We start from the raw sequence: 13,146 nt of genomic DNA, 5'->3' as shown, positions 1-13,146 counted from the left end.
GCCTTTATGTTGAAAGTAGTTGTTGTTGGGACTGGTGTGATGGGGTGTTTACACCTTAACACCTGGTCTCATCAAAGCGGTGTTAAGATAGTTGGGATTATTGGAAGAAATAATGAAAAAAGAGACGAGTTAGCAGAAACTTATGCGTGTGGCAGCCTTGAAACATTACAAGAGTTATTGAATGTTGATGTCGATGTCATTGATATATGTCTACCTACTTATTTGCATGAAGAGAGTATCAAGGAAGCTTCTAAATATTGTAAACATATCATATGCGAGAAACCTTTGGCTTTAAATGTCGATTCGTGCCGTTCGATTATTGACGTTTGTAAGGAGCAAAAGATTCAATTATTTGTTGGACAGGTGTTACGTTTCTTCCCGGAATATGTAGACGCATGGAGAAAAGTGAAGGAAGGTGCCATTGGAGAGCCTGGAGTAGTACGATTATCTCGTGGTGCACCCTTTCCAAGAGGGAAGGATGCTTGGTATGGTGATCAATCTAAAAGTGGAGGGGTCATTTTAGATCTTGGCATTCATGATTTTGATTGGCTCAGATGGACATTTGGTGAAGTTGAGCGAGTGATGGCAAGGAAAAAAGTGATTATACGAGAAAATCATCCGATCGAGTATGCATTAGTAATGCTCCGAATGACAAATGGAACAATCGCACATGTTGAACTTTCTTGGTCAAAGTTAGAATTTGAGGCTTCATTTGAGCTGGCAGGTAAAAAAGGAATGATTTCTTATAATAGCAATGAAAGTAAACCTATTCAAATGCAGCTGCTTGAAGAAGAGAAGGAACTTCTCCCATTAATTGTACCAACAAGCATCCTCGAAAGGTCTCCTTTAGATAGGCAGTTAGCCCATTTTAAGGAGTGCATTGAAAAGGGAGAAGAACCGATTGTTTCGTATAATGATGCTTTGAAATCAGTTGAAATTGCAGAGGCTGCAATAACTTCTGTAAGATTGGGCAAGCCAGTGTTTCTTAAACAATCGGAGGTGCTGAAATGAAAATAGGAATCATCAGTTTCGCTCACATGCATGCTTTAAGTTATGCCAGATGTTTACTAAAGCACCCTCAGGCAGAGCTTGTTAGTATTTGGGATAACAATCAAGATAGAGGCAACAAAATGGCCCGTGAATTTACCTGTGATTATTATGATGATTTGGATTTGTTTCTAAAGTCCAATGTTGAAGCTGTAATTGTTTGTTCAGAAAATGCAAACCACAAGGAGCATGTCCTTTCAGCTGCGCGTGCTAAGAAGCATATTCTCTGTGAGAAGCCAATTGCAACTGAAATTAACGATGCAAAGGAAATGATTCAAACGTGTGAACAAGAAGGTATCATGTTTCAGATTGCTTTCCCAGTTCGTTTTTCCCCTGCTATTCTAGAAGCTTATGAAATCATAACTTCTGGTGCGATTGGAGAGGTCATGGCGATTAACGCTACAAACCATGGGCAAATGCCAGGGGGATGGTTCATTGAAAAAGAGCTTTCTGGAGGCGGGGCTGCCACTGACCATATTGTCCATTTGATGGATGTCATTCGTTGGTTCTTAAAGGATGAGGTTAAAAATGTTTATGCTGAATTAGATACCAGGTTTTATGATATCGAAGTAGAAGACTGTGGAATGGTTTCTATTGAATTACAATCTGGTGTCATTGTCAGCATTGACCCTAGTTGGTCTAGACCTGCTACGTTTTCAACTTGGGGTGATGTGAAAATGGAAATCCTCGGAACAAAAGGAAGCCTCTCTATCGATGCCCTTAAACAAAGTTCCCTCTACTTTAATGATGCAGATGGGAAAGTACAGGATTTGTTCTGGGGGGATGATATGGACAAAGGACTGATTGACGACTTTATAAATAATGTTCTAAACGATTTACAACCTTCTATTACTGGAGAAGACGGATTAAGAGCGTTAGAAGTCGTTAAAGCAGCCTATGAATCAAATGAACATCAACAAGTGGTAACGCTTACGTAAGAGTACTAGCTTCGTTATTTTTCAAAAAGGGGTGATGATATGCCAAAAGTAGAAGTACCAATACCAAAAAACAATCCGAATCTAGTATTAAATAAAAAGAAGTTTCTTACGAGTCGTGATTGGGCGGGGTTCTTATTTTCCGCCCCCCTATTAATAGGAATTCTTGCATTCTCTATTTATCCTATGTTTGGAGCGTTAGTATTAAGCTTTAAGAGAGGCCAATCTTATGAAGGGGCTTGGGTGGGGATTAGTAACTATTCATACGTATTATCAGATTCATTATTTTGGAGGTCGATCTATAATACTTTTTATATGGGAATTCTCGCTGTTGTTTTAGGGGTAGCTTCCTCTTTTATTCTGGCCAGTTTGATTCATAACTTAGCAAGTCATAAATTAAAAAATTTCTTTAAAGGTGTCTATTTCCTACCTAACGTTGTCTCTTTAGTTGCCACAAGTATTTTGTTCTCCTTTTTATTTAATCCTGGAAGTGAAGGATTGCTAAACTATGTTCTTGGTTTTGTTGGCATTGACCCAGTCGGTTGGTTTACGGATCCGAAATACGCACGTTTTAGTATTGTCTTAATGACGCTTTGGGGAATGCTTGGCTATAATACGATTATTTTTATTGCAGCTCTTACAAGTGTTCCGAGAGATTTGTATGAAGCTGCTGAAGTTGATGGGGCTAGCTGGCTAAAAAAATGGTGGTATATCACTATCCCTTATTTAAGACCGATCATTATGTTTATGATCATCATTGGGACGATAAATGCTATGAAACGCTTTACAGATGTTTGGTTAATCGGTGGAACAGCTGGAAATCCAAGTGGGTCTCTCATGACTGCAGTGCTGTACATCTACCGGAATGCGTTCCTTTCTGGACAAATGGGAATTGCAACAGCAGCTTCGTACATCTTATTTATTTTTATCCTTATTTTAACGATTTTATTACTCCGCTTTAACCGAAGAAATAACTTTGATTGAGAGGTGATTGGATGAAAACATCTATTTTAAATACCACAACGAGTAAAGGTATAAAACAAACGAAGCGTACTAAAAAATTAGGAAACATAATTTTAACAATCGTCCTTTCACTTGGATCACTAGTTATGATTATCCCCTTTCTTTGGATGGTGATTACCTCCTTTGACTGGGCGGCAAGATTAAGCATTCCATTTCCTCCAAGGTTCTGGCCTGAGGATCCCTCAATCAGAACTTACCAACTAGCATTTACGAACATACCAATGTTTAAATACATGATAAATTCATTAATTGTTTCGGGTGGAGTCATCATCATTAGCCTTGTTTCCGCTTTGTTATCTGGTTACGCGATTTCCAAATTAAAGTTTAGAGGGTCTAGTATTGTTCTCGTGCTTGCTTTAAGTACGATGATGATTCCTTTTGAAATGACAATGATTCCACAGTATCTATTGTTTGGACAATTAAAGCTGCTAGATACATATTGGGCATTCTTTCTTCCAGCATTAAATTTTGCTTTTGGTACCTTTTTAGCAAAAGCATTTATCGATCAACTCCCTGGAAGCTTGAGAGAAGCTGCCATCATTGACGGAGCAAATGAAGTGATCGTATTTCTAAAAGTTTATTTACCTTTATGTATTCCGATTTTAGCAACGATGGTCATCCTTCAGTTTTTAGCAGTATGGAACGATTTACTTTGGCCTTTATTAGCATTAAAGACACCAGACAAATTTACGATTCAGTTAGGTTTAGCGATGTTCTCCTATAATAAAGATTTGCCTTTGCCATCTGTTATCATGGCAGCGACAACCGTAAGTTTATTACCAGTCATTGTTTTGTACTTATTCCTTCAGAGATATATTGTCGAAAGTATCGCTCTTTCAGGGATTAAACAATAGTGAAATCAAATAGAAAGGGGGTGGTTCTACTCACAGGTTCATGTCATCTAAGTCAGTGGCAAAGGTTAAATATCTATGAAAAATAGGGGGGAATAACATTGATGAAACGATTTCTTTTTAGCGTCTTTGCTGTTGTTATGGTAACTGCACTTTCTGCTTGTGGAGGTTCATCGAGTAGTACGGATAGTGAAGCTTCAGATGTTGACGTAGTATCAGATATGGAAGCTACTGTACGTGTCGCTTTAGCTGGTTGGCAACTAGAAAGCGGGATTGACCCCATTACCGGAGTTGAAAATATGGGATTAAATGAATATGTTGAAAAAGAGTTTAAGCCAAGATATCCAAATATTAAATTAGAATTGTATCAAGTTCCATGGGAAAATGCACAAGCCAGTCAAACGGCAATGCTTCAATCAGGTGATGTTGATGTTCTTTATACAGGTGGAGCCTTTGCTTCACAATGGCAGGAAAGAGGATTACTACGTCCATTAGATGAATTAATTGAGGGTGATGAGAGTTTTGATCCGGATATGTACCTAAGCGGAATATGGGAAGGTTCTTATAGCACGAAATCATTTGATCAAAGTGTTCATTTTGGAATTCCAGCCGTTCTTGGAAGACGTGTAACGATGTATGACACAAAGATCTTTAACGAATGGGGAGTTGAACATCTTTCTGAAAATCCAACGCCAGAAGAAATTTTAGAGAAAGCGAAACAAATGACGGGTGAGAATCCAGAAACTGGTGAGATGAACTACGGACTATGGTGGGACGGGAAATCATTGAATGCAGCAACTTTTGTAGCATTAACTCATTATTATGGAGTAACAGGGGGGGAAGGCACACTTAACGACCTGAAAAATATTGATTGGGATTTAAATTCACCAGAAATGGTTAAAGTCTTTGAATGGTTAGAAGAAGCAGCACAATATGCACCACCTGCCTTCTTGAATAGCCAAGGAAATGAAAACTTTGGTTTAGAAAACAATAATAATATTGCTATTTTCTTAGATGCTTCAGGAGCAAGCACAATGGGTGAAGTGAAAGCATCTGGAAATACTGATTTATTAGATCGTTATGGTTCTTCGTTAAATTTAGGACCAAATGGAGAAGGGTGGGTCGCAGTTGATCCATTCGTTATGGCGAAAGAACCTCAAGATCTTGATGCATCATGGGAAGTATTGAAGTTTATGACTAGCTATGAGACTCAGAAATTCGCTTACGAAAATTTCACGTACACACCAACATTAGCAGAGGCTGATTTTGTTACCGATGAAGATAAGTACATGCTAACTGCGATGGAAATCGCTGCTGTTTCACAAGCAACACTTATGGATGAAGCAAATCCTTTCTTTGGTAGTGAAATGACACCCATTATTAACGGGTTTATCAGTAATGCCCATAATGGCAATACACCAAATATACAATCAACTCTCGATGATTTACAAAAGCGTGCGGAGAACTGGTCTGCACATCAATAAGAATACTGATCAATTTGGATGTGGCACTTGCCACACCAAAAAATTGGAGGTTACAACGTGAAGCTAGGATTAAGTTCGTATAGTTTGTATTCAGCGCTAAAATCAAAGGAGTTCGACATCCTTGATGTAATTCAGTGGGGCGCTGAACAGGGGTTTGACCATGTTGAAATTGTTCCTTTAGGGTTTACGTTAGACGACAATCCACAACTAGTGGCAGCAGTAAGAAAAAAGGCTGAGAATACAGGGATTGAACTTTCGAATTATGCCATTGGAGCAAATTTCATTACTGATGATAATCATTCATATGAACAAGAAATTGAACGAGTAAAAAAGCATGTGCGTATTGCTAATGAGTTAGGGATAAAACTAATGAGGCATGATGTAGCGTGGAGACCAATTGGGGATAATTCAATCGGAAATTTCGAAAAGGATTTACCAAGACTAGTAGAAGCTTGTCAACAAATTGCTGATTTTGCAAGTGATTATGGCATAACAACTAGTGTAGAAAATCATGGATTCTATGTTCAAGCAAGTGATAGAGTTTTGAGCTTAGTAAACCATGTCAATCGACCAAATTTTAAAACTACATTGGATACAGGGAATTTCTTGTGTGTAGATGAGAATCCACTTTCGGCAATTAAGAAAAGTTTACCCTATACATCCATGCTGCATATAAAGGATTTTTATTATCGACCTTTTTATAAGAATCCGGGTGAAGGCTGGTTTCAAACGGAAGCTGGAAATTTTTTAAGAGGATCGATCATCGGACATGGAGATCTTGATATGTATGAAATTATTAAATTAATTAAACAGTATGGTTATGATAATTATGTTTCGATTGAATTTGAAGGAATGGAAGAGTGTAAACAAGGGTCCAAGATTAGTTTAGACAATGTCAGGAGAATTTGGGAAGAAGTATAGGGAAGGGATGATCACATGGAAAAAATTAAAATAGGCGTAATTGGAGTCGGTTCTATATCTGATTCTCATTTGCAATCGTATGTAAAAAATGAGCAAGCTGAGTTGGTTGCGGTCTGTGATAAGAATGCAGAAAGAGCACAAGCAAAAGCAGAGAAATACAATGCTAGCAAAATATATAGTGATTATCACCTTTTATTAGAGGATAAGGAAATTGATGCCGTTAGTATTTGTACGTGGAACAACTCTCATGCCCCTATTGCCATTGCTGCATTAAAGGCTGGGAAAAACGTGTTAGTTGAAAAGCCGCTGTGTACAACGGTAGAGGAAGCAAAGCAAATTGAAGAGACAGTTAAAGACACTGGTAAACTACTTCAAGTAGGCTTTGTCCGTCGTTATGCAACAAATACAAATATTATTAAAAAGTCAATTGATGCGGGTGAGCTAGGGGAAATCTATTATGCAAAAGCTTCTTGCTTACGCAGACTAGGAAATCCAGGAGGTTGGTTTGCCGATAAAGAAAGATCAGGTGGTGGCCCACTCATTGATTTAGGTGTTCACGTAATTGATATTTGTTGGTATTTAATGGGCAAGCCTAAAGTGAAATCAATTACGGGGAATACTTATAATAAATTAGGAAATCGTTCCAACGTCAAAAACTTATCGTTTTACAAAGCAGCGGACTATGCCCCCAACAAAAATACAGTCGAAGATTTAGCAAATGCTCTAATCCGTTTTGAGAATGGAGCATCGTTAATGGTCGATGTCAGCTTTACCTTACATGCAAAAGGAGATCATATTTCAGTAAAATTATATGGGGACAAAGGCGGGGCAGAACTAGAACCAGAACTCGCTCTTATTACAGAAAAGCACGATACCATTTTTAATGTGACCCCTCAAGTCGATTCTTTAACTTTTGATTTTGTTCAGAGCTTCCAACATGAAATAGACCACTTTGTGTTAAGTTGTTTAGGACAGAAGGAGACTTTGAGCCCCGTTGAAGACGGAGTTGAAATAATTAAAATCTTAACTGGAATCTATGAATCAAGTGAAAAAGGGATTGAGATACAATTTGATTAGTTGAGTAAGGTCAATTGAAAAGGCAGGGACAGAGTCCTTGCCTTTGTTGCTTGCAAATATTCATTTGTAAAAATAGCGTAAAATTATTTTACTTCCAACAGGGAGAACGTTAAGGGGAATAAACATGCAGTTATTGTCCGATGTAAAGATGTTTTTTAATGTAAAAGGATCAACAAAATTAGTGTTCACTTTATTTTTCTATGGTTTAGCTTTAGGTATTTTAGCCCCAATGAATGCAATTTACCTGAGTGATGAAGTCGGCTTGTCAAAAGGGGAAGTAGCCGTAGTCTTTGCTTCTTCATTAACTTTGAAAATGATTTTTACAGTCACGATCGGAATCATTAGTGATAAGATGAGAAAAAGGAAACGAATCCCACTTATTGCTACAATCTTTTGTATCACGGGTTTGCTTTATTATATGAGGGCAACAGATTTTACGACTGCTTTAATCGGAATGTCGATTGCTACAGCTCCCTCAGGATTAATTATGGGTCAACTGTTTGCAATGTCGCGTATTCACTATTTAAGACTAGTTCCTACTATGGTGGAAATGTGTCAGCTATGGTTACGCTCTAGTTTAAGCATTGGTTTTTTTAGTGGGCTATTAGTAGGGGCGAATTTATTTCTCGTTGCTACATTTGAAGGTGTGCTATGGGGGAACTTAGTGGGCTACGTTCTCTTGTTGATCTTGCTCTTATCTTATAAGGAGTTGGATGAACCAGTAACGAAGGTAAGGGCTGCAACGGGAAGTGGTGAGCCATTCTCCCTCACGATGTTAATTGCTTTATTGTTACTTGCATCAAGTGATTCATTAAGAGGTCTTTATTTGCCTTTAGTCGTTAATGAGTTATTTGGAAAGCCAGAGCTGATGTCTTATTTATGGAGTGTTCAGGCGATCTTTGAATTGCTCTTTATGACGTTGGCGGGCTATTGGGCGTTTAAATATGGATCAAAGCGAATTATTCTGGCAGGAAGTATTTTTGCTTTTATTGTTTATATTACCTATATGAGTAGTTCCTCTATAATTATCTTTTTTATTGTTCAACCATTCTATTCTTTTTACGTCTCGATCCTTTTAGGAGTTGCAATGGGGTATGTGCAACGGATGTTTATCAATCGAACAGGATTTGGTTCTAGCCTCTATGTCCTCATTTTTGATATGGCTGCATTAATTGGTTATTTTACCCCTCTTCTTATTCAGGGTATTTCACAAACTATCTTTAGAATACCGAGTATATTCGTTGGAATAGCAATGATTTTAATTTTGAAAGAGTTATACGTTGATTATATGAAAAAAAGATACCACAAAAGTAGAATTTTTGAAGAGACGGTGTAGCTATATTCCCAAATAGAGAGTACTAACGAAAAAGTTAGTATGATATTCGTTAGTTTACCTGAAGTAATATTTGCTTCACATTACACGAAGGAGAAAGGTGGTTGGGTTCATTAGGATAGGTTTCGGATAAATTGATAGAAGCTAGTTTTTTACAGAATGAAGTTGTAATCTAAATAGGTTTCATCTAAAATAGTGACGTTATTGTCACAGCTCGATTCGATTTGAAAATTTAAAGTTTGGTTTGTAGAAGTGCAGAACAATCTTACTTAAATATTGCGCTGTCGTTACGAAAGTGAAATTATACGATTCCAAAGAGAAGGAGACAAAGCAAATGGACAGTATAACCCAAGCAAATTTTGAAAATCTAGAATCAAAAGACAAAGACGTTCAATACGAAGCCTATAACAAGATACTAAAGGCGACAGAAAAAGAAGTAGATTGGGCTTATGAAGTTTGGGACAAGTTGAAAGAAGAGTTAACTCATTCTGATAATCACAAAAGGTCAAGAGCGGCACAATTTCTCTCGAGCTTGGCAAAAAGTGATCATGAGAAAAGAATACTAAAGGATTTCCCTGCTTTATGGAAAGTGACGAAAGATGAAAAGTTTGTCACGGCTAGACATAGTTTGCAGTCTATTTGGAAAGTCGGTTTAGCTGGACAAAAACAAAAAGAGGTGGTTATCAATCATCTCATTGAACGCTTTACTACCTGTATGGACGAGAAAAATTATACTTTGGTTCGATTTGATATTATCCAATGCCTACGGAATTTATATGATCAAGAAAAAGATGAGTCACTAAAACAAAAGGCATTGGATTTGATAGAAAAAGAAGAGGATAGTAAATATCGGAAGAAGTATGCTACTTTATGGAAAAAGGCGTGAACAGTAGATTCTGTAGATGAGTAGTATGTTTGAAAATCAGCAGGCACTCGCTGCAATGAAGCGATAAGTGCCTGATTTGTGTTTTATTTAAAAAGTGAAATGCCATACGTAGGTCAATTGTCGCATATTGGCTTTCCGGGTACATCACCACTCGTAGGATATAATCGTTTTTGACGACACTGTTCTCCAAGAACTTTTTCTAACATCTGCTGATTTTTTTTAGAATCAGTAGTTTGATGTAACGGATCGGCTAAATTCCTTTCTTCGAGTGGGTCAGTTGTTAAATTGTACATTTCAAATTGATCAGGCACGGGTTGTGTTTTTGTTATTGTGAAACAAATAGAAACAGTTGTGTTGTCTGATAGAGGAATTGAGCCTTTTTGTTTCTCCTCTACATCGGACACACCAGGATTACTCCAAAATTGAGGGTTGTCAAAATATCGAGATAACTTCCAAATTTCTTCTTTTTTCAAACGTCCCTTTGGCAGCTCCAGTTGTTTGCGTTACCCCATGAAGTGATGGATATTGTCCAGTAAAAAGAGTAGCTCTACTCGGAGAACAAGCTGTACTGCCAATATAATGGTTTGAAAAAGTCATCCCATTTTGACGTAATAATTCTTGTGTTTTCAAGTTTTTTCTAAGCCATTTCTTTAGTTCCTTATTTTCATATACCGTTTGAAATCGTTCCTCATCGACGACGAAGAAAAGGAAATTTGGTCTTTTTTTGTTTTTGGAACTGGTTGGAAGGTGTTTGTTAGGTGTCATTTTTAAATATCCCCCAAAAAGTATTTGTTAAATTACTTTATGTTGGGGGAGAATTTTTTGATTATATGATGGGGGACTTTCTCATTGGAAAAAATAATAGAAAAAGGTTAGTGAGAAAGAAAAGACATGGAAACGTCCATTTGTGGTGGCTTACTTATCGTACGTTCTCACTTTTATAAACCTTATAATTAAATTAAACAACTCCCTGCGCAATCATCGCATCTGCTACTTTTTTAAATCCGGCAATATTTGCTCCTACAACTAGATTGTCTACAGCTTCATATTCTAAAGCGGCATTCATACTGTTTCGATAAATGTTCTTCATAATTTCTTGCAACTTTGCATCGACTTCTTCAAATGTCCAAGAAAGTCTCATGCTGTTTTGAGCCATTTCTAATGCTGAAACGGCAACTCCACCAGCATTTACAGCTTTTGCTGGTCCAAACAAAATTTTGCGATCGAGAAACACTCTCATTGCATCTAGAGTTGACGGCATATTTGCGCCTTCACCAATCGCAACAACGCCATTGGATACTAGCATGTTGGCGGATATTTCATCGATTTCATTTTGAGTTGCGCATGGCAAAGCAATTTCACAAGGTATGGACCAAATCCCTTGGCACCCTTCAAAATATTGGGCATGAGGATGTTTGTTTACATAGTCACGAATTCTTTTTTTCTCAACTTCTTTCAGGTGTTTAACAGTTTCAAGGTTAATACCTTGCTTATCATAAATATAACCGCTTGAGTCACTGCAAGCTACTACCTTTGCCCCTAGCTGTTGAGCTTTTTCTATGGCGTATATGGAGACATTACCAGATCCTGATACGACAACAGTCCGTCCTTTAAAGCTAAGGCCTTTGTCCTTTAACATTTCTTCTACGAAATAAACGGTTCCGTATCCTGTTGCTTCTGTTCTTCCTAAACTTCCTCCGTATTGGAGGCCTTTACCAGTTAAAACCCCAGCCACATAGCCGCCGCGGATTTTCTTATATTGGCCAAACATAAAGCCGATTTCTCTTGCACCTACACCGATATCTCCAGCCGGGACATCGACATCTGGTCCGATGTATTTACTCAGTTCACTCATGAAGCTTTGGGTAAATCGCATAATTTCTCCATCAGATTTTCCTTTCGGATCAAAATCTGATCCGCCTTTGCCACCGCCGATTGGTTGGCCTGTTAAAGAATTTTTGAAAATTTGTTCAAAACCTAGAAATTTCACAATACTGGCATTTACAGATGGGTGAAAACGAATACCACCTTTATAAGGTCCGATTGCGCTATTAAACTGTACACGGAATCCGCGGTTCACCTTGACAGCTCCATGATCATCCACCCAAGGAACTTTAAAGCTAATAACCCTTTCAGGTTCGACCATTCTTTCAAGAATATTTTGTTCGATATAAATAGGATTTCTGGCGAGTACAGGAATCAAAGAATCAAACACTTCTTTCACCGCTTGATGAAATTCACTTTCATATGGGTTGCGTTTTTGTACTAGTTCAAACACTTCATTCACATAATTGATTGCAAATTGCATTTCTGTATGTTCCTGTTTCAAAATAGTAGGCATGTTCTTCCCCCTTAGTTTAAGAATAGTTTAACGTAGGACTTTCTAGTAACAGTGAACCTGTGGTCAACTTATTCTTAATCATTGTTAGATTTTCTGTTATGATGTATTTTATTATTGATAACCAATCTAAACAATACTAAAAATAGATAATTTCAATGCCGAAATGAGATGAAAAGAGGGAGGGATCATTATGGAACTAAGGCAAATTAAATATTTCATGGAAGTGGCGAAGCGAGAACATGTAACTGAGGCTGCTGATGCTATTCATGTGGCACAGTCTGCAGTGAGTCGCCAAATTTTTAATTTAGAAGCCGAGTTAGGAGTTGATTTATTTATAAGAGAAGGTCGAAGAGTTAGGTTGACTCCGATTGGGAAAATGTTTTTTGAACGAATGAAACAAGCAATGAATGTTATTGATAATGCAAGGTTAGAAGTTGAAGAATACTTAGATCCAGAACAAGGTACGATTCGAATTGCCTTTCCAATTAGTATGGCAGCTTATACGCTGCCAAGTGCCGTTGTTGCATTCCGAGAACGGTACCCGAATGCTAAGTTTCAGCTTAAACAAGCTTCCTACCGTAAGTTAATTGATGGTGTTGTTAATGGAGATTTTAATATGGCGTTAATTGGACCTGTACCCAAGCAAGAGAGGAAAGTAGTAAGCAATATTTTATTTACTGAAGAGATTGTGGCACTATTACCGTTTAATCATCCATTAGCAAATAGTACGTCGTTAAAACTAAGCCAATTACAAGACGAACCATTTATTTTATTGCCAGATGGATATGTCTTACGAGATATAATTGTGAATACTTGCTCTGACCTTGGATTTAAGCCGAAGGTATCATTCGAAGGGGATGATATTGATGCATTAAAGGGGTTGGTGTCAGCGGGTTTAGGAATAACGCTCATACCTGAGATTACATTGGTCGATAACTTGCCTCACTCTACAGTTAAAATACCTGTCATTGAACCAACTGTAACACGGACAGTTGGTGTTATCATCCCTAGTGAACGCCAATTGCTCCCGACAGAAAAGCTATTCTATGAGTTTTTGAAAGAATTTTTCAGTAGAATGGATGGGTTCAGAAAATAGGAAGAAATTGCGTGAGAACGTTTGTGAAAATAAAGAAAGATAAGAAAGTAAGTGAGCTTGGAGCATGATCAATACAGCCCAAGTTTATTTGCAATTTACCTTATATTCGTGTTCGATTGATTGTCTACCCTTTCTAGGTTGAGAGTGAATGG

General features: G+C 37.6%; 12 protein-coding genes and 1 pseudogene. 10 read left to right on the top strand and 3 right to left on the bottom strand.

Going from position 1 to position 13,146, the window contains the following annotated elements; translation table 11 throughout:
- The first annotated feature begins 6 nt into the window (after positions 1–6).
- From SLH51_RS07195 to SLH51_RS07155, 9 genes are all read left to right on the top strand, one after another.
- Positions 7–1,011: a Gfo/Idh/MocA family protein gene (locus SLH51_RS07195; protein ID WP_335960250.1), complete on the top strand. Its 1,005-nt coding sequence runs from the start codon at positions 7–9 to the stop codon at positions 1,009–1,011.
- Positions 1,008–1,985 carry a Gfo/Idh/MocA family protein gene (locus SLH51_RS07190; protein WP_335960248.1) on the top strand — a complete coding sequence of 326 codons (978 nt, stop codon included), beginning with the start codon at positions 1,008–1,010 and terminating at the stop codon, positions 1,983–1,985. Before SLH51_RS07195 ends, SLH51_RS07190 begins: the two co-directional genes overlap by 4 nt.
- Positions 1,986–2,024: 39 nt before the next feature.
- On the top strand, positions 2,025–2,966 hold the full coding sequence (locus SLH51_RS07185; RefSeq protein WP_335960246.1) for a carbohydrate ABC transporter permease: 942 nt from the start codon (positions 2,025–2,027) through the stop codon (positions 2,964–2,966).
- A gap of 11 nt (positions 2,967–2,977) precedes the next feature.
- Positions 2,978–3,859: a carbohydrate ABC transporter permease gene (locus tag SLH51_RS07180; RefSeq protein WP_335960245.1), complete on the top strand. Its 882-nt coding sequence runs from the start codon at positions 2,978–2,980 to the stop codon at positions 3,857–3,859.
- 101 nt (positions 3,860–3,960) lie between these two features.
- Positions 3,961–5,340, top strand: coding sequence for an ABC transporter substrate-binding protein (locus tag SLH51_RS07175; RefSeq protein WP_335960338.1), 1,380 nt, complete (start codon positions 3,961–3,963; stop codon positions 5,338–5,340).
- A 57-nt stretch (positions 5,341–5,397) separates the two neighbouring features.
- Complete coding sequence (locus SLH51_RS07170; protein WP_335960244.1) at positions 5,398–6,261, top strand: sugar phosphate isomerase/epimerase family protein; 864 nt, start codon at positions 5,398–5,400, stop codon at positions 6,259–6,261.
- Positions 6,262–6,276: 15 nt separating this feature from the next.
- Entirely contained in the window at positions 6,277–7,338 is a 1,062-nt protein-coding gene (locus tag SLH51_RS07165) for a Gfo/Idh/MocA family protein (RefSeq protein ID WP_335960243.1), read from the top strand.
- 124 nt (positions 7,339–7,462) lie between these two features.
- Positions 7,463–8,674: an MFS transporter gene (locus SLH51_RS07160; RefSeq protein WP_335960241.1), complete on the top strand. Its 1,212-nt coding sequence runs from the start codon at positions 7,463–7,465 to the stop codon at positions 8,672–8,674.
- Between the two features lie 331 nt (positions 8,675–9,005).
- Positions 9,006–9,557, top strand: a complete 552-nt coding sequence (locus SLH51_RS07155; protein ID WP_335960239.1) for a hypothetical protein — start codon at positions 9,006–9,008, stop codon at positions 9,555–9,557.
- A 113-nt stretch (positions 9,558–9,670) separates the two neighbouring features.
- Here SLH51_RS07155 and SLH51_RS07150 read toward each other — a convergent pair whose 3' ends face one another.
- The 3 genes and pseudogenes from SLH51_RS07150 to gdhA form a co-directional block, all read right to left on the bottom strand.
- The gene (locus tag SLH51_RS07150) at positions 9,671–9,961 is read right to left on the bottom strand and encodes a hypothetical protein (RefSeq protein ID WP_335960237.1); all 291 of its coding nucleotides are present in this window, start codon (positions 9,959–9,961) and stop codon (positions 9,671–9,673) included.
- A gap of 76 nt (positions 9,962–10,037) precedes the next feature.
- Positions 10,038–10,322 (bottom strand): annotated as a pseudogene (locus SLH51_RS07145) (sulfatase-like hydrolase/transferase); the annotation flags it as partial.
- Positions 10,323–10,515: 193 nt separating this feature from the next.
- The gene (gene gdhA / locus SLH51_RS07140) at positions 10,516–11,898 is read right to left on the bottom strand and encodes an NADP-specific glutamate dehydrogenase (RefSeq protein WP_335960234.1); all 1,383 of its coding nucleotides are present in this window, start codon (positions 11,896–11,898) and stop codon (positions 10,516–10,518) included.
- Between the two features lie 190 nt (positions 11,899–12,088).
- Between gdhA and SLH51_RS07135 the strand changes: the two genes are divergently transcribed.
- On the top strand, positions 12,089–12,994 hold the full coding sequence (locus SLH51_RS07135; RefSeq protein WP_335960232.1) for a LysR family transcriptional regulator: 906 nt from the start codon (positions 12,089–12,091) through the stop codon (positions 12,992–12,994).
- Positions 12,995–13,146: the final 152 nt, after the last annotated feature.

It is taken from the genome of Halalkalibacter kiskunsagensis (genome assembly GCF_037027555.1).
In the GTDB taxonomy this organism is placed as follows: Bacteria; Bacillota; Bacilli; order Bacillales; family Bacillaceae_D; genus Halalkalibacter; species Halalkalibacter kiskunsagensis.
Note: the sequence above shows the minus strand (reverse complement) of the source record. Positions and strands in the feature narration are given on the sequence as shown.

What these genes read in the sequence shown, in the direction of transcription:
- SLH51_RS07185 (WP_335960246.1), top strand. Translation starts at nt 2,025, where the DNA reads ATGCCAAAAGTAGAAGTACCAATACCAAAAAACAATCCGAATCTAGTA.
- SLH51_RS07180 (WP_335960245.1), top strand. Translation starts at nt 2,978, where the DNA reads ATGAAAACATCTATTTTAAATACCACAACGAGTAAAGGTATAAAACAA.
- SLH51_RS07190 (WP_335960248.1), top strand. Translation starts at nt 1,008, where the DNA reads ATGAAAATAGGAATCATCAGTTTCGCTCACATGCATGCTTTAAGTTAT.
- SLH51_RS07155 (WP_335960239.1), top strand. Translation starts at nt 9,006, where the DNA reads ATGGACAGTATAACCCAAGCAAATTTTGAAAATCTAGAATCAAAAGAC.
- SLH51_RS07165 (WP_335960243.1), top strand. Translation starts at nt 6,277, where the DNA reads ATGGAAAAAATTAAAATAGGCGTAATTGGAGTCGGTTCTATATCTGAT.
- SLH51_RS07175 (WP_335960338.1), top strand. Translation starts at nt 3,961, where the DNA reads ATGAAACGATTTCTTTTTAGCGTCTTTGCTGTTGTTATGGTAACTGCA.
- SLH51_RS07195 (WP_335960250.1), top strand. Translation starts at nt 7, where the DNA reads ATGTTGAAAGTAGTTGTTGTTGGGACTGGTGTGATGGGGTGTTTACAC.
- gdhA (WP_335960234.1), bottom strand. Translation starts at nt 11,898, where the DNA reads ATGCCTACTATTTTGAAACAGGAACATACAGAAATGCAATTTGCAATC.
- SLH51_RS07160 (WP_335960241.1), top strand. Translation starts at nt 7,463, where the DNA reads ATGCAGTTATTGTCCGATGTAAAGATGTTTTTTAATGTAAAAGGATCA.
- SLH51_RS07135 (WP_335960232.1), top strand. Translation starts at nt 12,089, where the DNA reads ATGGAACTAAGGCAAATTAAATATTTCATGGAAGTGGCGAAGCGAGAA.